Here is a 21,203-nt window from a genome sequence, read left to right as displayed (position 1 = left end):
ATACCTTTTGCAGAGGTACCTGTGCCACACTATCTTGAGGAGCGCAACAAGGAAAGTTTACAATATATTCGCTCCTGACAGGAAATCTGTTCTTACTATTTTCTTTCGACAAGACACTAACTTGATAACCCGCACATTATAAGCAATAACATAAAATAAATTGAGCAACTATTTGTGTTTTTTGTTATCAAAAAAGCACATATTCAACACTTTTTCTATTATATTTATTAGTTTTGTTGTAACTGATGGTTAAAAATTGGATACATATTCTATTGTCGTTCTGGCTGATAAATTCAGTTACGTACTTTCATGCGAGTAGTCCTGCCGATTTTGCAAACTCCGAACACAGCGCATCTGCACAAGATACTTGTGTAAAAGTTAACACCTGGGCCGATTGCATTATTCAATCTTTTGTAGATAACGATGATGATGCTGCAACCAAGTTTCATAGAATTAAACATCAGCGCAGGTATGTTCGCAGCCGCTCAGCAAATAATAATGTATTTGTACCGGCACCCAACTTTTATTTTTATTATCAGCACTTAAAAAATGCTATTCTTGCCAAGGTAAACCACTACTCTATTGGTATTGCGTTATTACCCTCTTACTATAATTTCCTGTTCCGGCTCTGCCCATTTTGATTGTATTCTTCCTTAACTTTTTTACATACATAAGCCTAAGTGCCTAATGTGTATTGCCGTATGGCAAAATTTTCAGTTACATTAAGAATACATCTATCATCATGATCAAAATAAAACGTGTTCATAGCTGGCTTTGGGTTGTGGCCGCTGCATTATTAGTAAGCAGCTGCTCGTCAAACAAAAGTCAGAACACAACCGGCCAGGATACCCTGGAGCTACCCGTAATAACCATAAAAACCAAAGATACCACCCTTCAAACGGCATATGTGGCCGATATACAAGCGCATAAAAACGTCGAAGTACGTTCTCGCTTGCGCGGATTTCTCGAAAAAATATATGTAGACGAAGGTAAACCTGTAAGCAAAGGACAAATATTATTTAAGCTAAACGACGAAGAATACCGCGTAGTTCTTGCTCGTGCCAAAGCCGCACTAAGCAATGCTGAGGCCGACGCCGTAGCTACCCGCGTTGAGGTAAACCGTGTAAAAATGCTGGTAGGCAAAAATGTACTGGCTCCATCCGAACTGGACGTTGCAAAATCAAAGCTTAAGGCCGATGAAGCCACTATTGCCGAAGCGCGTACCAATGTACAAAGCGCACAAAACCATATTGCATACACCATTATTAGGGCACCGTTTGACGGTATCATTGACCGTATTCCTTTAAAAGGAGGTAGTTTAATTGATGAAGGAGCACTGCTTACCAGTATATCCGACATCAGTACTATTTACGCTTATTTCAGCTTCCCCGAAAACGAATATCTTCAATATCAGCGTAGCATAAACAAAGGACTTAACGATGCCAACAACACGGTGAAACTAATGCTTTCTGATGGTACAAGTTACAGCCACACCGGTACTATTGAAACCATTGAAGGCGAGATAGAACAAGCTACCGGTTCAATTGCGCTGCGCGCAAAGTTTCCCAATCCACACAAACTGCTGCGCCATGGTGCCAGCGGTAAAATTTATATCACAACCAAATTAGATGATGCCGTAATGATACCGCAAAAATCGGTGTTCGAGGTTCAGGATAAAAGCTATGTTTATACGCTGGGGCCCGATAATAAGCTCCATATGCAAAGCTTTACCCCGCTTACCCGTTTCTCGCAGTATTATGTGGTTAAAGACGGTTTAAAAGCCGGCGATAAGATCTTGTTTGAAGGTGCTCAAAGCGCACGCGACGGCATGGTTATAAAGCCCAACATGCTTAAAGAAACTCCCAAATTAGCCTTGAAGTAAAATCTTCGGGCAAGCTATTTTCTGTCTTAGTGTTACCTGCCATTATTTGTGCAGGTGGCTATTATTTGATATAACCTTGAAACATCATGTTCAATGTATTTATTAAGCGGCCTATTCTGTCGCTTGTTATTTCTGTAATTATAACCTTGCTGGGTATACTGGCTTTATTTACGCTACCGGTTACCCAGTTCCCTGATATTGTACCGCCCTCGGTCACTGTTACGGCAAATTATACCGGTGCCAACGCTGAGGTTTGTGCAAAAGCCGTAGCCACTCCGCTGGAGCGCGCCATCAATGGAGTACCCGGCATGACCTATATGTCGTCGGTTTGCAGCAACGATGGCTTAACCGTGATTCAAATTTACTTTAAGGTGGGCACCGACCCCGATCAAGCTGCGGTAAACGTGCAAAACCGGGTGGCCACCATTATTGATGAAATGCCCGAAGAGGTAATTAAAGCCGGCGTTACCACCGAAAAAGAGGTTAATAGTATGCTCATGTACCTCAACATTATGAGTACGGATAAAGCTATGGACGAAAAGTTCATTTACAACTTTACCGATATTAATGTTCTACAGGAGCTTAAGCGTATTGACGGCGTAGGCCGTGCCGAAATTATGGGTGCCAAAGAGTACTCGATGCGAGTATGGTTAAAGCCCGACCGTATGATGGCTTACAAAGTATCGACCGATGAGGTTATTGAAGCCATCCGTGCCCAAAACGTGGAAGCGGCACCAGGTAAAACCGGTCAAAGCTCTGACAAGGCACCCCAAATGCTGCAATATGTGTTGCGTTACCCCGGCAAGTTTTTTGAGCCTAAACAATACGAAAACATTGTAATACGTGCCGATGAAAGCGGCACGGTGTTGTTATTAAAAGAAGTGGCTGACATAGAATTTGGCTCGCTAAGTTACGGCATGGTATCCAAAACGGATGGCCGCCCTTCGGCTTCAATTATGATAAAGCAACGCCCGGGCTCTAACGCACGCGATGTTATTAATAATATAAAAATCCGTATGGCCGAGCTTAAAAGCAGCTCATTTCCCAGCGGCATGACCTACAATGTAAACTACGATGTTTCGCGTTTTTTAGACGCATCTATTGATGAAGTTTTACACACACTTATAGAAGCTTTTATTCTGGTATTCATTGTAGTATACATTTTTTTGCAAGATTTCAGGTCTACTCTTATCCCGGCACTGGCCGTACCTGTAGCCTTGGTAGGTACGTTGTTTTTTATGCAGATGCTCGGTTTCTCTATCAATCTGCTTACGCTGTTTGCACTCGTGCTATCCATAGGTATTGTGGTAGATAATGCGATCGTTGTGGTAGAGGCAGTACATGTGAAAATGAACGAGGAGCACATGAACGCCATGGACGCCACCATAAGTGCTATGAAAGATATTAGCGGGGCAATCGTGGCCATAACGTTGGTAATGTCGGCCGTGTTTGTGCCTGTGGCATTTATGGATGGACCGGTTGGTGTATTTTACCGGCAGTTTTCGCTAACCATGGCCATTGCCATCGTAATATCGGGTATTAATGCGGTAACGTTAACGCCGGCACTCTGTGCTATTATGCTCAAACATCAGGATGGTAACAAAAAGGGCTTCATTGATAAATTTTTTGCTGGATTTAACAAGCGGTACGATGCGGTTCAAAACAAATATGCCGGCTTAATTGGCAAAATTGCCGGTCGGCGAATTATCACATTCATTGCACTGGCATTTTTCTTTGCAGTAACCTGGGGTATGAGCGCCATACTGCCGACTGGATTTATACCCACCGAAGATCAGGGGATGATTTACGTTAACGTTACCACCCCTGCCGGTGCCACCGTTGAACGTACTGAGGAAGTACTAAGCGAAATTCAGCGACAGACCAAAGATATCAAAGCCATAGAGTCGGTATCTACCCTATCGGGTTACAGCTTAGTGAACGAAATTGCAGGTGCTTCTTATGGTATGGCCATGATAAACTTGAAAGGCTGGGATGAACGTGAAGAATCGTTGCAGGATATTATTGATGAATTGACCAAGCGCACCAAAAATATTGGCGACGCTTCTATTCAATTTTTTCCGCCACCTACTGTGCCTGGTTTTGGTAATTCCAGCGGTTTTGAAATACGCTTGTTAGATAAAAGCGGTACAGGTGATCTGCAGAAAACGGCGCAGATAAGTAATGAATTTATTAAGGCACTTAACCATTCGCCTGCCATAGCTAATGCCTTCTCAAGCTTCGATCCTAACTTTCCGCAGTACCTCATTACAGTAGACCAGCAAATGGCGGCTAAAAAGGGTATTACCATTGATAAGGCTATGGGTACGCTGCAAACGCTGATGGGTAGTTATTATGCCTCAAACTTTATCCGTTTCGGGCAGATGTATAAGGTAATGGTGCAAGCCTCGCCCGAGTACAGGTCAAAGCCGGAAGATGTTCTGCAACTGTACGTAAAGAACAATCATGGCGAAATGGTGCCATTTTCCACCTTTATAAAAATGGAGCGAGTTTATGGCCCAGAGCAATTAACCCGCTACAATATGTATACCTCGGCCATGATCAACGGCGATGCACGCGCCGGCTACAGTAGCGGAGATGCCATTGAAGCTATAAAGAAGATAGCCGTTCAAAAACTGCCTAAAGGATACTCATTTGAATGGTCGGGCATGACGCGTGAACAGATCCTTTCGGGCAACCAGGCCATTTACATTTTCATTATATGTTTAGTGTTTGTATACCTGTTGCTGGCAGCACAATACGAGAGTTTGCTGCTGCCTTTGGCGGTTATATTATCCTTGCCTACGGGTATTTTAGGTGCCTTTTTCTTTTTGAAGATCACTGGTCTTGAAAACAACATTTACGCACAGGTAGCACTGGTAATGCTGATAGGCTTGCTGGGGAAAAATGCCATTTTAATTGTGGAGTTTGCTGTGCAGCGCGAACGTGATGGTGCAACCGTTTTACAGGCCGCTGTTGACGGTGCTGTGTCACGGCTGCGCCCTATACTCATGACATCCTTTGCCTTTATTGCAGGCTTAGTGCCACTGTGTATTGCCAGTGGTGCCGGTGCTATGGGTAACCGGTCTATTGGTACGGCTGCAGCCGGAGGCATGTTACTGGGTACATTGTTCGGTTTAATTCTTATTCCGGGATTATATGTGATCTTCTCCAGCCTCTCCAAGTCAAAAAAGAAAGATGATGTAGCCCCGGCCCTGCCAGAGCCCGAACTGGAAAACACTTACCACTAATTATACTGCTTATGTTTAAATATAAAGTTCACACCTATATAGTTCTTTTGCTGTTTTTAATAACGGCATGCAGCAGCCTCAAAACAGTTGAGGTTGCTCCTCCTGACAATATGCACACTACTTATGGCGATAACGCTGCCGATTCGACCAATATTGCAGCTATGCGTATCTCCAATTTTTTTGCTGATAGTTATTTATTGGGTTTGATAGATACCGCCATGGCTGCAAACCTAGATGTTCTTACTGCCCTACAAAGGGTAGAAATAGCTAATGCTAATTTGAAGTACAACGGGTTGCTAATTCTACCATCGGTTACGCTTAACGCCAATGCCGGTTTGGAGAAATATGGTGATTATACAATGAACGGTGTCGGCAATTATGACACCAACCTATCACCCAACATTACCGACAGGCAGCGCATTCCTAACCCAACGCCCGATTACTTCCTGGGTTTTCGCAGCTCCTGGGAGGTTGATCTATGGGGTAAGTTACGTAATCGTAAGCGTGCGGCATTCAATCGTTTTTTGGCCAGTCAAAGCGGATATAAAATGGTAACCACCTCGCTTACAGCTCAAATTGCTACGGCTTATTATCAATTGCTTGCCCTGGATAATGAGCTAAGGGTAATCCAAAAGAATATAAAATTACAAACGGATGCTTTGGAGATAATAAAGCTACAAAAACTGGGCGGCCGTGCGTCAGAGCTTGCTGTTCAGCAATTCTTAGCACAACTTGAGCGTACCCAAGGTCTTGAATATCAAACCCTGCAACAGATTACAGAAACCGAGAACCAGTTGAATTTCTTAACTGGTACGTTCTCGAAATCCATTCCTCGCGATACATCAATAAGCACATTGAAGCTTCCTACTGTATTAAAAGCCGGTGTACCTTCACAGCTACTGCTTAACCGGCCCGATATACAGGAAGCAGAATTTGAACTACGTGCCATGAACGCCGATATTAAGGCAGTTCATGCGGCTTTTTTCCCTGCCCTTACTTTATCACCTTATGTAGGCTTTAATGCATTTAGTTCATCGTTACTGTTCAATTCCGGGTCTTTTGCCTATGGTTTATTAGGCGGTATTACCGCACCCATATTTAACCGAAAGCTTATTAAAGCTGATTACGAACGCACTGTGGCTCAAGGCAAACAAGCCTTGTACGGTTATCAAAAAACGGTACTAAGCAGCTACCAGGAAGTTTTAAATAGCCTTAAAAGCATCGAAAATTATAACCAGATGTACAAGCACAAACAACAGGAAGTACAGGCACTTAACAATGCCGTATCAGTAGCTAATGATTTGTACCTGGTAGGCCGGGCCAACTACCTGGAAATCATTACCGCCCAACGCAACGTGCTGGATGCCGAGTTGGAATTGGCCAATACCAAAAAGAATATTTTTATAGGTGCTATTAACTTGTACCGCTCAGTAGGTGGTGGCTGGAAACGCTAAATATTAATAATTTAAACCCGGGAGCAATAATAAAACCCGGGTTTAATTTCATGCTTTTTCTTCTCCAAGATGTTGTAATTATAGTGGGTGCATTAACTAACTACCTATGGTTCAAGAGTATACTTTTACCGTAAAAGGTAGTGATATATGATGAGCTAAAACCGCGTTTAACGTATCTTGGGGGTGTATTTGAAAAGTTTGCAGGTAAAAACAATTATTTATGCTGTCTGTTTATATGGCACCAATTATAACGCAACACATGAATAACCATATACTCATCCTGGATGATAGCCAGGATATTTTAGACGCTTTGCAACAAGCTCTTACCGAAGAAGGCTATAAAGTAACCACTTATAATTACTGCGAGGATATTTTACAGTTAGTTAAAGAGCATCAACCTAACTTGGTACTTTTAGACTACCTTCTTTTTGGAATTAATGGTGGCGAATTATGTCACCACATTAAAACTGATCCCTTAACCAAGCATATACCTGTAGTCTTAATGTCGGCCTACCCGAGGGTGTTAGAATCATTAGGCGATTACGGCTCTAATGCGTTCATTGCCAAACCTTTTGACTTAGAGGTTATGTATGCAACCATCAAGAAATGCCTGGATCAGCAATCAGAATTAAGCTATCATTAATAGGTATTTTCAGGGTTTTTAAAAATTTTGGAATTCCTTACTTTTCTTCATAATTCTTCGCTTAAAATACATTTTTCTTCATTTAATTAGATTTTAAGAAATAAGATTTGATGGAACAAGATGTCAGAGATAATTGATTTTATCCCTGACATTTTTTTGTTCAATGGGTTACCATTTGGTTTTTCCCCGGAAGCTTTATTGAGACCACTTCCCCCGGTTACAAATTTAATTTTACACCATGGGTTTAAGTAGACCTCCATTAACCACTAAAAACAATTTGCCGTAAGTGTAAAATAAACACTAAGTTTTCTTATCTTTCGCCGCTTTTAAAGGGATAGATGTTATCATAGTTATGACATCAAATCCGGCTTTACTGTTGAGGTAGAGCACATCAACTACGAAAGATATGACCGACATTTCAAATATTGGAGTTTACACATCAGGAGGCGATGCGCCGGGTATGAACGCTGCCATCAGGGCCGTTGTTAAAACAGCTTTGTATTACAAACTTGAAGTTACCGGTATCCGCTTAGGATATGAGGGCATGATTAGCGGCGATATGCATACCATGACCTTAAAATCGGTAGGGAATATTATTCATCGCGGGGGTACCGTTCTTAAGACCGCCCGAAGCGAAGAGTTCCGTACCGATGAAGGCAAACAGAAAGCTTACCGCCAGTTAAAACGTTTTGGTATTGATGCGTTAGTGGCCATTGGCGGCGATGGTACCTTTACCGGAGCCAACAAGTTTGGCGATATGTTTGGCATCCCTGTAATAGGTATACCTGCTACAATAGATAACGACTTAAAAGGCACAGACTTTACCATAGGCTACGATACGGCGCTAAACACGGTGTTAAAATCTGTAGACCAGATCAGGGATACTGCCGAATCGCACGACCGTTTATTTATTGTTGAAGTGATGGGGCGCGAATCGGGCATGATCGCTATGCGTGCGGGTATTGCCGCAGGTGCCGAAGCCGTAATGCTCCCCGAAATCAAGAATAACTTAGAACCACTCTTTGCGCGACTGGAAGACAGCCGTCACCATAAGAGCTCCAAAATATTGATAGTTTCGGAAGGACAGGAAATTGGCGGCGGCTTTGAAATTGGTCGTATTATTAAAGAAAAATTTCCGCAGTATGACACCCGTGTATCGGTACTGGGGCATATGCAACGCGGTGGTCATCCAAGCTGTACAGACCGCGTACTGGCCAGCCGTTTTGGCGTTGCTGCGGTAGAAGGCCTCATGGAAGGACGCACCCAGGAAATGGTTGGCGTAAGGCATCACGATATTGTTTATGTTCCCCTGCACGAAGCTATTCTTCAACCTTCGGAACTGGACATGAACATGCTGAAGATCATAGACCTGCTTTCTTAAACTTTTGAATATATACTTGTAGATCTTCTTTCGTTAATTTAAGTAAGTTTTCGCATCTGCTCAAGCACTTGAGGCATAAAGCGAGTACTTAGAACCGGTTTGTTATTTTTGCATGCGGTTTAATTAGCTAACAGCGTTTTATCATTACACGTATACTTTTCTGTAAACATCTTGGGTAGGTGCTTGTTGATAAAAAGCATGATAACAAAACACCGGTCTGTTAAGCAACTTTGCTTTTTATTTATTGCGGTAGCTATTTTAAGCTGCAAAAAGAGCCCCGAAGAAACCCCGGTAACCAAGCCCGCCGATCCGGAACCCGCTCCTGTCGAAAATAAAATTAAGATCACTTACGAAATTACCAGCACAGCCGAAGCGTTCACTTCTCCGGCCTATAACAAAGTGTCTTACGCAGGTTCAGGCGGTTCTTACCTATTTGATACTTACAGCACCAGTACATGGAAAAAGGAAGTCACCATTACTGATGATCAGAAAAGTAGCATTATCTTGTATGTAGACCTTTTGCTTAATGGCGACAAGGCGACTGCAACAGGCAAGGTCTATATTAACGATGTACTCAAGTCTACTGCCACAAGCACCTCTCCTTATTATTCTAATGGTCGCACACAAACTATTCTTGATGTAAGGTACAGATAGCTACCTACCTAATATTGTAACAGATGCTATTGTTTTTCACCACACATTAGTTTCAAGCTTTTAAACATAACCTCAATCTATATGCACACAACTATTGTATCAACCTGCTTAAGCAAAATTAACCTGTTATTATCACTGCTCTTACTAAGCACATTACCCGTACTTGCACAAAACGGCACTTACGAAAGAAATGCCACCAAAGGCGCATATGGTGTTATTTCGTTTCAAAAAACAGGTAATTTGGTTAAGGCAGAAATTTTCACCTGGTGGAACTCTTCAAACTCGCAAACAGGTAGCTACTTTGGCCAAGGCACCTTAAAAAATGATTTTGTTTATTTAAAAAGTGACGAAAATGAGCCTGAGTGCAAAGTAACGTTACACCTTGTGCAGGGGAAAATTAAAGCTACATTTTCAAAATGCTCAACAGATCATCTTACCGAAGATTTTAATGGAACTTACACTAAAATTAGTGATGCCGTAGCTGGCGATTACCAGGTGATAGCATCTAAAGCGTATTTTTATAAAGCTGCCAACACAGCCAGTAAACTTAAGGCCTATGTAGTTCAAGGCGACAAAGTTACGCTTGATATGCAAAACATGGCTGCCAACACGGGTAATTGGGTATTTGTTTCGTACATGAACAAAGCGGATAAAGAAACCACAGGCTTTATGCCGTTATCGGCCTTAAAAAGAATTAATTGATGAACGTTAGAGCTTATCCAGCCATTGCTTTTTCTTCGCTTCAAACTCTTCAAGGGTAATAATTCCCTGGTCTAAAAGCGTTTTAAGCTTTTGCAGCTGCGTTACAGCATCAAACGGCTCATCTCCGGTTTTGGGTGAGGTTTGCTCAAACGAATTTCCTAAACTATTACCCAAGTTAATTTGCAAGCCTGCACCGGCAGTGCCGCTTTCATTACTTGCGGCATCACGCAGGGCTTGCAACTTTTCCATTTCAGTATAATTTAACCCGGCTTGTTCGGCTGCCAGCTTACCGGCTCGCGCATTGGCTATTTGATTGATCTGTTGTTGGGTTTGCTGATCGAATGATGCGCCCTGTACCTGCAAATTAGCAAGCTGGAAACCCAACTCCGCAAAAGTGCCGTTTAGTTGAGCCTTTAATTCATCAGCCAGCTGGTTTAGCTTGCTGTCAATTTGCAAAACTCCAAAAGCGGTGGTAGCCAGTGTTACGGTAAGCTGCTGTTCTATGCGCGACTGAATGAGCATTTGCGCCTGTGCAGTGGTATAGGCATCTGCCATGCCGGCTATCTGCGTTAAAAACAAAGTGGCATCTGTAATGATAAAAGAATAATTACCATAAGCACCCAGGCTAACCGGGAATTTGTAAACAGGCTCCTCATACTTTACCCGGGTAGATGTACCCCACCCCTGGTTTACCACGGCCGCCTTGCGGTAAAAATATATTTTTAACTTATGCTCGCTTTCAAAGCCCTGCATCAGTTTAAACAAGGTGGTAATAAAAGGATCGTTATCTGTTTGCAAGGTATAGGTGCCTTCCTGTTGTAGCACACCCGTAACTTTACCCTGATAAACCAGTATGCAACCTTGCCCTGGGGCTACTATAAGCTTACTGGCATCTTTTATCTCATCGCTCTTGAAAGGATATTTATAAAACAGTAATTCCTGCGGTTGATTTTTCCACTCTATTACTGCGGCAAACTGCTCTTTAAAAAAATCGGTAAAACCCATTTGTTAATTTTATGGTAAAATTACGTGCCTGTTCATATTTATTCGGTACGGCCAAGCTGATAGTTATTCACCAGCTTTCCATCATCAGCTACCACTAATACACCGTGTACATAATCAGCTTGTTCATTCTTGCGGTATTCGATGGCAAAACCGTGCTTCCATTTTGTAGCAGATGAAAGGTAATACTTATCGGGTGGTAAGGCCCACTCCAGTTTGCCGGTATGCACATTAATACGCTGAATAGAAACGGGCGGATCGGCAGCTGCAGTGGTATTAACTACAATAAGCAAATTATCGGCATCTTGGTAAAGAATATTGGGGTTAAAGTACTTTCTGCCGGGTGTAAGATCGCGCTTAATCTTATCGTCAGTTTTTTTATCCACCCTTACTTCAAGTAACTGGTCAACCTTGTTATCATCAAAAAAACTGCCATTATAGCCAAATTCAAAATAATGTGGGTTAAACTCTTTTCGGTATACCTCGGTAGACTGCGCCTCGGTTTGTACCAGTTTTTTAAGAGTTGGGAAATAGTAGTAGCTCACCCCCTCGTTGTTCATTACTTTGATAATGGCTTTGTAATAATCAAAATCTAACCTGGCCACGCCCGAACTTAGCTGCGAAAAGCTTTTAAATACCTCCTGAGTAACGTCCTTAATATCGTTGTTCCTGGTGTCGAGCGCAAGTAAGGTATTATTGCAGCCAATAGCGTATATCATGTTGGGTGCGTAGGTTTTAAATGTTAACGAGCAGCGGTTTTTGCGTTGTACATCATCTGTAATAATGCGGTCGGTTATGAGTTTGCCATTGAGGGCATTGTTAAATTGTGCATGCAGTTCTTGTTCTCCATGGTTGTTACCCTTATCAATATAATCGGTGCCCATGCGTAAATAAACAGGCTCGCCGGTTACCGTATTGGTATAAACAAAGCTGCTGTAAAATGAACGTGGTGCTTTATACGTAGTGTTGGTATAATAAGTATTTGTACTTGATCTTTTTGGCTGAAAAAGCATGCTGACAAAGTAAACCACCACAATAAAAAAAACCGCACCTATGAGTATATAAAGCGGCAACCGGCTGTTTACCGGCGGCGAAGAGCTGTAACCTGCCGGGCGGTTGTGGTGGTGGTAAATATGTACATCATCGCTATTCAAAAAGTATTCTGTTCCGCAATTAAGGCAACGGTAAAAATCGGGCTTGGTTTCTGTTTTATGAATACTGCCGCAATGCGGGCATTGTACTGCTTTAATATCTTTAGCCATAGCTTATGTTTGAACAGTAATTGCCTTGTTTAGGTTTTGTTAATGATGATGTATACGGCATAGGATTATTATCTTATTGAAATTTAAGCTACTATATTAACTCCTGGTTTACCTTTATAAGGTAGAAAACAACGGGGATTTTCTAAAATAACTGCCGGTTAATCAATTTAATAATTACTGCTCTTTGTAAATATCAAACTTTTCAAAAGGCACCTTACCAAAATTTTTAACTGTTTTTACTTCGGTTTTTACCTTTTCGGGGTCGGTAGCATGAAAGCTGTCGCCGCCGTCTTTAAACAAGAACCATTTTTTTTCTGCAGGTGCATATTTAAAAGTAATAATTCGCGTCCAGCGCCAGGCGCTGCCACCATAATGCTCCACTGAAAAATAGCCATTTTTAATGGTGACGGAGGTAAACGGATCGCCCATTTGTCCGCCGCAATCTATACAGTACACGGCATTGTTACTACGGGCAGCAAGGGCGTAAGTTTTATCTGGTTTGCCTAACAGCACCAGCAGGGGCCTTTTTTCGGGATGGTCAATTACATCAGAGGATTGTTTTTCACCATCTTTATACAAGATCATGATGGCGTCCGGGTAGGCATCGCGGTTAAGGTCGCCTTTGGTAATATTGAGTGCATTGTAGCCTTTAGGGATGAAGCCTTTTAAAGCGGCTGGAACATTAACCGGCATTTCGGGCTGGGCTAAAACTGCAAGACTTGTAAAGCTTAATAACAGTGATAAGAGGTATAGTTTGCGCATCATTAATTGAAAAGGGTGTATAGTAATTGTTTTTGTAAACAAACAACCCCGAAAATGTTTTGGTATACGCAATTGCAGATTACCGCAAACCACAATACTGCTATGGTGTTAAATACTGCAACTCAACTTTATACCATGTCATTAAAAAGCATTTCTAAAACCCGCTGGAAAATTGAAACCGACCGCGTAACGGTATACCCATACAGTGTATTTTACCTATTTACAGCCATTATTGCTGTTTTATTTACAGGACTGCTGCTCATTTACATGAACTACCAACATGCTGGTATAGGTGAGTCGTTACCATTTGTGCTTCTATTACTGCTCATTGTAGTTTTATTTTGGGGCTTTGCTGCCACCTACATAGAATTTGACCTGGGTAAAGCACGTATGCGCAAAATGCTGATGGGTTTTATACCGGTAAACACCATCCCTCTTTCGAAATTGCAGGGTATTAATTCGGTAAGTAATATGGCCGGAAGCTATAACTACCGTCTTTTTGAAAAAAACTCAAGGTTTGGTAAAGGCATTATAGTTTCTTCGGGGTACACCAAAGCCGATGATCCTAATGCCATTGCCTTTGTTGAGGAAGCTGTACCTATTATACACGGTTATTTAGACCAATATGATACACCTGCAGACAACGTTAAAGAAAAAATTACTTCGTTCCGTTTTTTTACGCAGCAAGGCGATACTTACACTATTAAGAATAAAAAGATCGGGGCTATTATATTCGGCCTGTTCTTTTTAGCAATCGGCATTGTTTTACTTAATGTAGAAACTAACGGCATATTAGCCAAAGTATTTATTGTGGTTTTCACGGTTTTCCTGGCAGTAATATTCTTCAATGCAGCTTACACTAAAATTGCCTTAAATACCACAACCAAAACCATCAGCAGAACCGGGCTGGCAAAATTTTTAAACCGAAGCCATCACTTCGTCGCTTTTGCAGGTATACAAACGGTGCGCAGATCTCTAAATTTTATTTATATAGGTACCGACGTAAACCTCTATTTTGAGGTGGCGGGTAAAAATGGCAAGCAGGATATTATAACAATTATATCACTGAAAAAAAGCGCAGATATTGAACGGTTCGTAGAGGAACTGTACCAGATCATGGAAATTTAAAATCTCCGTTACATTGGTCCGTAACTTACGCTTACTTCAATTACATAACGCTGTTCTGCTAACCTACCAACCCGCTCTATTGTTAAATACTGCCTTGGATCGGGACCGCCGAAATCAATATCCTCATTCAGTGATAACTGCTCTTCTTTAACTGTTTTTGCATTCTCTATACGGGCAGAAAGCTTGGCTAAAGCGTTTTCCATTTCCAGCGGCGTATCAAGACCCTTAATAACCTGGCGCAGGAGCATAAGGGTAGCATTGCTCCAATAAGCTATATTGGTTGTGTCGGCTACGAAGCGGGATGTTTCAAACTTGAAAGTAAGCGTGAAATATTCACAGCCTGATTGTTTAATGGTCAGTTTATCACCGTTGGCCAGTGTGAGTGTTTCAATTCCCGTGCGGTGATCAGGTTCCAGCTTGAAAGTAGCATCAGGGAACACCGATTTTTTAACTACAGGTTCTGATACTGCGCGTGGGCATTCGTCAGTTGTGGTATCGGTTGCATTAACATTTGCTGTTGATGAAGTTACTGCAACCGTGTCTTTCGGCTTAACGACTGCTATCTTGGTAATAGCAGGCTTTTTGTCGGGATGTTTACAAGCATTAAACAGTATTGCCGGTAAGATGCACAGTATGGTTAAAGATATTCGATTCATTGTATTAGGTTTTGGAAGTTGATAGTGCTTTGAAATTAGCTAAGTAGTTATACAGGGCGCCTCATTACTAATAGCTGCTAAAAGAAGATATCAATATAATCTGTAGTTTCACCATCGCAATTCACCATTTGCTGCAGTCGCCAGTATTTGCGCGCACCCGAGGCTTTGAAAACGGCAGCACCATCAAGTGTACACGGCTGACCGTTATTAGTTAATTCTACCTTAGAAACTATTTTACCGTTAAATAAAAGCTCCCTGCCAACCGGTTTAAATGTTCCCTTAATGGTTACATACTCGTTACTCTTTTTGTTACGTTGCTCACCCTCAATGCTATAAACGCCATTACCTATAGCTTTAATGGTTACTGTACCGGGCTTGCCGTTGTTATAGCCTATCCATTGAATAGTAAATGAATGAACACCGGTCCTCACAGGTTTATCTTGCGAGAAGCCTGTCGATGTAAGTATAAATAAGACTATAACTAAAATAAATGATTTCATATACTAATTTAAAGATGCTGATTAATTACAAAGCGCGGCCACAAAATCCTTAGTAATGTAGGCTTTATAAATTTTATTGGCGGTTTTAATAATTTCCACCGCCCTGCTATTAACCGGCACTATCTTACTACCTTCCATCACACGCACCGGGCGATCATTCTTAACATAGTAGCGGTCTGCTGTTTTCGTGATTTTGCCAATAGCCGGTCCTCCAACCGTGGTTTCAAAGATGAAGATCACTTTGCCATTGCTGTAATAATATTCATTTACCCAACTTCCATCGCCTATTGCACCAGATTCGGTTATTTTTACAATTTGCCTATTGTTAAGAAAGTAGTCTACCACGCCACCGTCGGCACATCCTGAGCTTTCGTAGGTATAATGCTTTTTAGTTAATGGCATAGCATTGATTTTTTGATATTCACGGCGTATGGCTAAAACATCTGACGCTTCTGCACTTTTTTGTGCAAACAACTCACCTGACGAGGATAAGGTGAGTAAGAAAAGAAATATAAGTTTGGCAGCTTTCATATAACTATTATTTTGTGATTGGGTTGTGAAGCAATAACGGGTAATATTCAATACTGTTTAGAAAAATGTTCCTGATAGGCAGGTAGCATATGAAAAAGATATTGGGCGCCTGATAAAAATATTTATTCGGATATAATTTATATCGCTACAATTCTTAATATTTGGTAAAGTTAAACGATGGCGAATACAGGCCACTGTTCCTGCACTGTAAACCTGATTATTTAAATTAAATTTAATTGTTCGTAACTGGATGATCCAGAATTTGAACCGTTTGCAATTAAAGTTTTTAGCGTGCTGCGCGTTTAAAACTATGGGGCATATATTTTAAACTAACGTCTTACAATCGATTGAACTTCCTATAACCAATTATGAAATGATTTTAACCAAAGCATTTAAAATGACGAAGCTAAATTGCCGCTGGGCAATGTTATTGGTATTTGCGCTAATGTGGCAGCCAGGCTGGGCTAAAGTAAGCCGTTATCAAAAAGAAACCGATGGCGTGAAGTTTACGCTCAACAAAGGCCTTCTGAAAATACGCGTTTGCCAGGCCGATATTGTAGAAGTGAAATATACCACACTTGACAACTTTCCAACCTTTAACTCGCTGGTGGTAAACAATAAGTTTGGCAAGCCCGGTGCTTTTACGGTAAGTGAAGCCGGCGAAAATGTGGTTATCACTACATCCCGCCTCAAAGTTGTGGTCAATAAAGAAACTGATGCTATTACTTACACCGACCTGAAAGGCCATATGATAACTGCCGAAACAGGTAAAAGCATGCAAAGCCAAACTGTAGCAGGTATCGATACTTATAGCTGCAGCACCAGTTTCAAATCACCTGCGGACGAAGGCTTGTATGGCATGGGCTGCCATCCCACCGATACTCTGTCTATCAATTACAAGGGCCGTAATCAGGACATGGCCATCAAATATCTTACTGGCGCTATCCCTGTTATGCTCTCTACCAAAGGTTACGGGTTAATGTGGGAAAATTACTCGGCATCAAACTTTTTTGGCGCCGAAGAGAATAACACGCAATTCAGCTACGTGTCTGAAAGCGGTAAACAGGTAGACTATTTCTTTTTCTACGGGCCAAGCTTCGACCGTATCATTGATCTGTATCGCAACACTACCGGCAAGGCGCCTATGTTTCCTAAATGGGCGTTTGGGCTTTTTCAATCGCAAGACCGTTATTTAAGCCAAGATGAGATCATTGGCGTGAAAAACAATTACCGCAATAAGAACATCCCGGTAGATGTTATTGTGCAGGACTGGTATTACTGGGATCCGTTGCCTATTGGCTCGCATGTCATGAAGCCCGAGCGTTACCCAAACCCCAAAGCATTGGTAGACGAGCTGCACAAAGCTAACATTCATGCCATGATCTCTATATGGCCGGTGTTTGGTAAAGGCACCCCTAATTACGATGCGCTTGATAAAGCCGGTTACCTCACCAGCATTACCTGGGACAATGTGGTAACCCATACTTTTGACACCTACTACGATGCCCATAACCCAAAAGCGCGTGAAATGTACTGGCAGCAAGCCCGCGACAGCCTGGTAAAACGTTACGACTGGGATGCCTGGTGGGTAGACCAATGCGAACCCGATAACGGCGCACTGCTTGATGAACGCCGCAAAGCCAACTTTTCGGTAGGTAAGGGCATTGATTATTTTAATACTTACTCATTAGAACACTCTAAAGGGCTGTATAAAGGCTGGCGCCGTGACATGCCTAATAAGCGTGCGTTCTTCCTCATTCGCCAATCGTTTGCCGGTGAGCAGCGCAATGCCGCTACGTTATGGTCGTCTGATATTACGTGTACCTTCAGGGCGTTCAAAAGCCAGGTGCCGCAGGGCATTAACGCTTGTGCATCGGGTATTCCCTACTGGACATCAGACATTGGCGGTTACCATTATGACTGGCACGCACCCGACTGGTCTACTCCTGAGAACCGCGAACTGTTCACTCGCTGGTTTCAGTTCGGCACATTCAGCCCAATTTTCCGTATTCATGGTAAAGGCGAACGTGCTTTGTTCTCCAATAACTGGGATGAAAAGACCCGTTCCATCGTAGTAAAATATGATAAGTTGCGCTACCGCTTACTTCCTTATATCTATTCGCTGGCCGGTAAGGTAACGCAGGAAAATTACACGCTCATGCGTTCGCTTGCCTTTGATTTTGCAAGCGATACTAACGTGCATAACATACCCGACCAGTACATGTTCGGGCCAGCTTTCCTGGTTAACCCTGTAACCGAGCAATTGTACACCGGCACCAATGCGGGCATGGGTAAAAGTACGCGGAGCGTATACCTGCCAAAAGGAATTGCCTGGTATGATTTCTGGACCGGCAAAAAGTACACTGGCGGACAAACGCTGGATGCTGAAGCACCCATTGAAACCATGCCATTGTATGTAAAAGCAGGGTCTATAATCCCAATAGGTCCGGTTATGCAATACGCAACCGAAAAACCAGCTAATGATATTGAACTACGCGTATATCCCGGTGCCAACGGCGAATTCCGCTTTTACGAGGATGCTAACGATACTTACAACTATGAGAAAGGTCAGTTTGCATCCTTCCTATTAAGTTGGAATGATAAAGCCCGCCAGTTGAGCATATCTGCCAACAAAGGCTCGTTCCCAGGGATGCTTAAGAAACGTACATTCCGCATAACCATAGTTAAAGATGCGCATGGTGCCGACAACGCCGCTACAAACAAGGCCGATAAAACCGTTGTTTATACTGGTAAAGCGATGGTAGTAAAGCTGTAACCAAAATTTCCATAATCCTCATCGAATAAAAGGCTAACAGATCAATTGAAATCTGTTAGCCTTTTGTGTTTAAGGTTACCGTAAAGCAGTATTAGCGTAATACTATTTTAGCTAATACCGGGAAATGATCTGACGGATATTTGCCATGATAGGTATCAGTTAAAACGCCCCACTTGGTTACCGAAAAAGCGCCGGTAGTAAAAATATGATCAATTATGTTATTTCGTTTAACAGATGCGCCAAAGCCGTTAAAAGACGTATTAAGTACATATGGGTGTTCAACACCTTGATAAGTGTCTTTTAGTAAGCCCGATGTTGCAACCTTTTGGTACCAGCTGCTGGTATGGTCGCCGTTGAAATCGCCGGTTAGAACAGCCGCTTCTTTACCAGCAATCGTTTTTATTTTATCAAGGATCAGCTTACTGCTTTCTTCACGAGCAATAACGCCCCGATGGTCGTAATGAACATTAAAAAAATAGAATTTCTTTTTTGATTGTACATCCTGCAGGTAAACCCATGAACAAATGCGGTTGCAACAAGTGGCATCCCATCCTAATGATGGCTTTTCGGGTGTTTGAGAAAGCCAGAAATCCCCCTTGTTCAACAATTTGAATTTAGTTTTTTTAAAGAAAATGGCAGAATGCTCACCATTATCTTTACCATCGTCGCGACCAAGTCCATACCGCTGATATTCGGGCATTGCTTTTTCAAGGTCTTCTATCTGGCTTTTTAAACCTTCCTGCGTTCCAAGCACATCAAAATCATGAAAGCGGATAAGCGATACCACAACCGGCTCACGGTTAACCCAAAGGTTACCGGTATCGGCCGGGTTAGCATTACGCAGGTTAAATGTGCCTACAGTAAAGGTTTGAGCAAACACATTGAAAGTCAGCAAAAGCAGTACTAAAGCCGGTAAAAACATCTTAATTTTCATATCCTATATTACTTTAACCGAAGACTTATAATTCGCCTTCGAGATAGTTTGGTCGAAGATATAAATCAAACATTAAGGTAATGTTAACCCCGTAACCGCAGCTATCTTTTTCAATTAATTAGCGGTTGTGGAAGCGTTACGGCCGCTGTAAAGTAAGTTTGGATCTAATACGGGTTTGGGGAAAAACAAACTCGCCACATACCCCACGCCTATCACCACCAAATGGCTATACACGCCTACCATGAGTTTGTTATGTATAAAGTTATACTTACCCATATCGAGCAATACCGATTTATGCTCGCCTACACCAATGGGTGTAGAGGTTAAAAAAGCATATGCCGTAAAAACAATACATACGCAAATGGCGATATTTATACCTTGGCTATTGGCCCTTGCACTAAAAACGCCCAACAAAAATATACCAACAATACCACCCGAAAATATGGCGTACAAGGTAAAGATGATTCCCAGGATGCCTTCGTTACCAATATTCACGTAAATGCAGCCTATCCCCATGGCTAAAAGGCCCGATAACAATATCATTAAGCGGCCGCTTTTTAAATAAGCCACATCGTTTTTGTCAGGAAAAAGCTTCTTATAATAATCTTCAACGCCTACAGCGGCAAGCGAGTTCAAATCGGCGCTCAAACTACATATAGCGGCCGATATCATAGCTGCTAATATAAACCCAACAACACCGGTGGGCAGCTGGGTCATGATGAAGTAAGGAAATATAGCATTAGGATTGGTATCAGAAGGCAGTGCATGTTGCTTATAAAAAACATAAAGGCAGGTGCCAATAAACATGAATAAAGCCCATACGGGTACTGTTAGCGATATGCCGAGGATAGATGCCCTGATGGCCGCCTTATCGGTTTTTGCGGTTAAATAACGTTGCACCACAGTTTGGTCGGTACCGTATTTTTGTATGGCGTAAAACATACCGTTGATAGCCATTACAATAAATGTAAGCTTGGTAAAATCAATATCATATGGCCCAAAACCAGTTCGCTTACCGGCCGATGCCACCTTCCATATTTCGGGCAAACCGCCTTTGATGGAATATATTAGTACCAACAGGCAAATAATGCCGCTGGCAAACAGCATGAAACCCTGAAAAACATCTAACCAAATTACGGCCTCAATGCCACCCATCAGGTTTACGGCAATAATGATAGCACCAACCACGGCAATAATAAAATACATATTACCACCGGTCATTTTATTCAAAGCCACAGCCAGCAGGAAAAACACCGTGCCCATACCTGCAAATTGCCGTAGCACAAAGGCTATGGAACTGTAATAGCGGGCAACCAGGCCAAACCGTTTTTCAAAGTACTCATAAGTACTTAGGCCTATGACCTTGCGGAAAAGCGGCACAATGAACCATATAGTGCCAAGCAATACAATGGGCACCATTAAGCCCTGCACCAAAAGTATCCAGTTGGATGAAAAGCCTTCGCCGGGATAACCTAAAAACGTAACACTGCTAATGAGCGTGGCCAGCAACGACATACCAATGGCCCAGGCAGGAACCCGCCCCTTGGCGGCAAAGTATGATTGTGTTGTATTTTGATTTTTGGCATACCTCAACCCTAAGAGTAGCGTTGTTAAAAGCACTGCAACGATTATTAAATAATCAATTACACCTAACATAGGTTTAGTCATTTTACAATTGGTTAGTATTG

At 42.2% G+C, this 21,203-nt stretch carries 18 protein-coding genes; 10 read left to right on the top strand and 8 right to left on the bottom strand.

Annotated features, from left to right (window positions below; genetic code table 11):
• Nucleotides 1–245 precede the first annotated feature (245 nt).
• The 8 genes from IEV61_RS14655 (at nucleotide 246) to IEV61_RS14620 (ending at nucleotide 9,964) form a co-directional block, all read left to right on the top strand.
• A complete protein-coding gene (locus IEV61_RS14655; RefSeq protein ID WP_188417786.1) occupies nucleotides 246–641 on the top strand; it encodes a hypothetical protein in 396 nt (131 codons plus the stop codon).
• A gap of 101 nt (nucleotides 642–742) precedes the next feature.
• The gene (locus IEV61_RS14650; protein ID WP_188417785.1) at nucleotides 743–1,882 is read left to right on the top strand and encodes an efflux RND transporter periplasmic adaptor subunit; all 1,140 of its coding nucleotides are present in this window, start codon (nucleotides 743–745) and stop codon (nucleotides 1,880–1,882) included.
• A gap of 86 nt (nucleotides 1,883–1,968) precedes the next feature.
• Entirely contained in the window at nucleotides 1,969–5,130 is a 3,162-nt protein-coding gene (locus tag IEV61_RS14645; protein ID WP_188417784.1) for an efflux RND transporter permease subunit, read from the top strand.
• An 11-nt stretch (nucleotides 5,131–5,141) separates the two neighbouring features.
• Entirely contained in the window at nucleotides 5,142–6,584 is a 1,443-nt protein-coding gene (locus tag IEV61_RS14640) for a TolC family protein (RefSeq protein ID WP_188417783.1), read from the top strand.
• A gap of 259 nt (nucleotides 6,585–6,843) precedes the next feature.
• Nucleotides 6,844–7,227 (top strand): response regulator, encoded by a 384-nt coding sequence (locus IEV61_RS14635; protein WP_188417782.1) that lies wholly within the window; start codon nucleotides 6,844–6,846, stop codon nucleotides 7,225–7,227.
• A 406-nt stretch (nucleotides 7,228–7,633) separates the two neighbouring features.
• Nucleotides 7,634–8,608 carry a 6-phosphofructokinase gene (pfkA, locus tag IEV61_RS14630; RefSeq protein WP_188417781.1) on the top strand — a complete coding sequence of 325 codons (975 nt, stop codon included), beginning with the start codon at nucleotides 7,634–7,636 and terminating at the stop codon, nucleotides 8,606–8,608.
• Between the two features lie 198 nt (nucleotides 8,609–8,806).
• On the top strand, nucleotides 8,807–9,262 hold the full coding sequence (locus IEV61_RS14625) for a hypothetical protein (protein WP_188417780.1): 456 nt from the start codon (nucleotides 8,807–8,809) through the stop codon (nucleotides 9,260–9,262).
• An 81-nt stretch (nucleotides 9,263–9,343) separates the two neighbouring features.
• Entirely contained in the window at nucleotides 9,344–9,964 is a 621-nt protein-coding gene (locus IEV61_RS14620) for a hypothetical protein (protein WP_188417779.1), read from the top strand.
• A 6-nt stretch (nucleotides 9,965–9,970) separates the two neighbouring features.
• Here the strand turns inward: IEV61_RS14620 and IEV61_RS14615 are convergent, their stop codons facing one another.
• From IEV61_RS14615 to IEV61_RS14605, 3 genes are all read right to left on the bottom strand, one after another.
• Complete coding sequence (locus IEV61_RS14615; protein WP_188417778.1) at nucleotides 9,971–10,969, bottom strand: SPFH domain-containing protein; 999 nt, start codon at nucleotides 10,967–10,969, stop codon at nucleotides 9,971–9,973.
• A 38-nt stretch (nucleotides 10,970–11,007) separates the two neighbouring features.
• Nucleotides 11,008–12,228 (bottom strand): hypothetical protein, encoded by a 1,221-nt coding sequence (locus IEV61_RS14610; RefSeq protein WP_188417777.1) that lies wholly within the window; start codon nucleotides 12,226–12,228, stop codon nucleotides 11,008–11,010.
• A 174-nt stretch (nucleotides 12,229–12,402) separates the two neighbouring features.
• On the bottom strand, nucleotides 12,403–12,993 hold the full coding sequence (locus IEV61_RS14605) for a hypothetical protein (protein ID WP_188417776.1): 591 nt from the start codon (nucleotides 12,991–12,993) through the stop codon (nucleotides 12,403–12,405).
• Nucleotides 12,994–13,044: 51 nt separating this feature from the next.
• On the opposite strand from IEV61_RS14605, the gene IEV61_RS14600 reads away from it, so the two are divergent.
• Nucleotides 13,045–14,118: a YdbT family protein gene (locus IEV61_RS14600; protein WP_229747152.1), complete on the top strand. Its 1,074-nt coding sequence runs from the start codon at nucleotides 13,045–13,047 to the stop codon at nucleotides 14,116–14,118.
• Between the two features lie 8 nt (nucleotides 14,119–14,126).
• Here IEV61_RS14600 and IEV61_RS14595 read toward each other — a convergent pair whose 3' ends face one another.
• The 3 genes from IEV61_RS14595 to IEV61_RS14585 all read right to left on the bottom strand — a co-directional run bounded on the left by IEV61_RS14595 (nucleotide 14,127) and on the right by IEV61_RS14585 (nucleotide 15,805).
• Nucleotides 14,127–14,774, bottom strand: a complete 648-nt coding sequence (locus tag IEV61_RS14595) for a hypothetical protein (protein ID WP_188417775.1) — start codon at nucleotides 14,772–14,774, stop codon at nucleotides 14,127–14,129.
• Nucleotides 14,775–14,851: 77 nt separating this feature from the next.
• A complete protein-coding gene (locus IEV61_RS14590) occupies nucleotides 14,852–15,274 on the bottom strand; it encodes a hypothetical protein (RefSeq protein WP_188417774.1) in 423 nt (140 codons plus the stop codon).
• 21 nt (nucleotides 15,275–15,295) lie between these two features.
• Nucleotides 15,296–15,805, bottom strand: coding sequence for a hypothetical protein (locus IEV61_RS14585; RefSeq protein WP_188417773.1), 510 nt, complete (start codon nucleotides 15,803–15,805; stop codon nucleotides 15,296–15,298).
• A gap of 397 nt (nucleotides 15,806–16,202) precedes the next feature.
• Between IEV61_RS14585 and IEV61_RS14580 the strand changes: the two genes are divergently transcribed.
• On the top strand, nucleotides 16,203–18,581 hold the full coding sequence (locus tag IEV61_RS14580; protein ID WP_188417772.1) for a glycoside hydrolase family 31 protein: 2,379 nt from the start codon (nucleotides 16,203–16,205) through the stop codon (nucleotides 18,579–18,581).
• Nucleotides 18,582–18,672: 91 nt separating this feature from the next.
• On the opposite strand, the gene IEV61_RS14575 is transcribed toward IEV61_RS14580, so the two are convergent.
• Together IEV61_RS14575 and IEV61_RS14570 are read right to left on the bottom strand one after the other, a co-directional pair.
• A complete protein-coding gene (locus IEV61_RS14575) occupies nucleotides 18,673–19,515 on the bottom strand; it encodes an endonuclease/exonuclease/phosphatase family protein (protein ID WP_188417771.1) in 843 nt (280 codons plus the stop codon).
• 114 nt (nucleotides 19,516–19,629) lie between these two features.
• Nucleotides 19,630–21,183: a sodium:solute symporter family protein gene (locus tag IEV61_RS14570; RefSeq protein ID WP_188417770.1), complete on the bottom strand. Its 1,554-nt coding sequence runs from the start codon at nucleotides 21,181–21,183 to the stop codon at nucleotides 19,630–19,632.
• Nucleotides 21,184–21,203 lie beyond the last annotated feature (20 nt).

The organism is Mucilaginibacter galii, assembly GCF_014635825.1.
In the GTDB taxonomy this organism is placed as follows: domain Bacteria; phylum Bacteroidota; class Bacteroidia; order Sphingobacteriales; family Sphingobacteriaceae; genus Mucilaginibacter; species Mucilaginibacter galii.
This window is presented reverse-complemented; position numbering and strand designations above follow the sequence as displayed.

Excerpts from the sequence above, each read along its gene's own strand:
- IEV61_RS14620 (WP_188417779.1), top strand. The coding sequence starts at position 9,344 with ATGCACACAACTATTGTATCAACCTGCTTAAGCAAAATTAACCTGTTA.
- IEV61_RS14585 (WP_188417773.1), bottom strand. The coding sequence starts at position 15,805 with ATGAAAGCTGCCAAACTTATATTTCTTTTCTTACTCACCTTATCCTCG.
- IEV61_RS14580 (WP_188417772.1), top strand. The coding sequence starts at position 16,203 with ATGACGAAGCTAAATTGCCGCTGGGCAATGTTATTGGTATTTGCGCTA.
- IEV61_RS14615 (WP_188417778.1), bottom strand. The coding sequence starts at position 10,969 with ATGGGTTTTACCGATTTTTTTAAAGAGCAGTTTGCCGCAGTAATAGAG.
- IEV61_RS14640 (WP_188417783.1), top strand. The coding sequence starts at position 5,142 with ATGTTTAAATATAAAGTTCACACCTATATAGTTCTTTTGCTGTTTTTA.
- pfkA (WP_188417781.1), top strand. The coding sequence starts at position 7,634 with ATGACCGACATTTCAAATATTGGAGTTTACACATCAGGAGGCGATGCG.
- IEV61_RS14595 (WP_188417775.1), bottom strand. The coding sequence starts at position 14,774 with ATGAATCGAATATCTTTAACCATACTGTGCATCTTACCGGCAATACTG.
- IEV61_RS14570 (WP_188417770.1), bottom strand. The coding sequence starts at position 21,183 with ATGACTAAACCTATGTTAGGTGTAATTGATTATTTAATAATCGTTGCA.
- IEV61_RS14645 (WP_188417784.1), top strand. The coding sequence starts at position 1,969 with ATGTTCAATGTATTTATTAAGCGGCCTATTCTGTCGCTTGTTATTTCT.
- IEV61_RS14655 (WP_188417786.1), top strand. The coding sequence starts at position 246 with ATGGTTAAAAATTGGATACATATTCTATTGTCGTTCTGGCTGATAAAT.
- IEV61_RS14605 (WP_188417776.1), bottom strand. The coding sequence starts at position 12,993 with ATGATGCGCAAACTATACCTCTTATCACTGTTATTAAGCTTTACAAGT.
- IEV61_RS14625 (WP_188417780.1), top strand. The coding sequence starts at position 8,807 with ATGATAACAAAACACCGGTCTGTTAAGCAACTTTGCTTTTTATTTATT.
- IEV61_RS14590 (WP_188417774.1), bottom strand. The coding sequence starts at position 15,274 with ATGAAATCATTTATTTTAGTTATAGTCTTATTTATACTTACATCGACA.
- IEV61_RS14610 (WP_188417777.1), bottom strand. The coding sequence starts at position 12,228 with ATGGCTAAAGATATTAAAGCAGTACAATGCCCGCATTGCGGCAGTATT.
- IEV61_RS14575 (WP_188417771.1), bottom strand. The coding sequence starts at position 19,515 with ATGAAAATTAAGATGTTTTTACCGGCTTTAGTACTGCTTTTGCTGACT.
- IEV61_RS14635 (WP_188417782.1), top strand. The coding sequence starts at position 6,844 with ATGAATAACCATATACTCATCCTGGATGATAGCCAGGATATTTTAGAC.
- IEV61_RS14600 (WP_229747152.1), top strand. The coding sequence starts at position 13,045 with ATGTTTTGGTATACGCAATTGCAGATTACCGCAAACCACAATACTGCT.
- IEV61_RS14650 (WP_188417785.1), top strand. The coding sequence starts at position 743 with ATGATCAAAATAAAACGTGTTCATAGCTGGCTTTGGGTTGTGGCCGCT.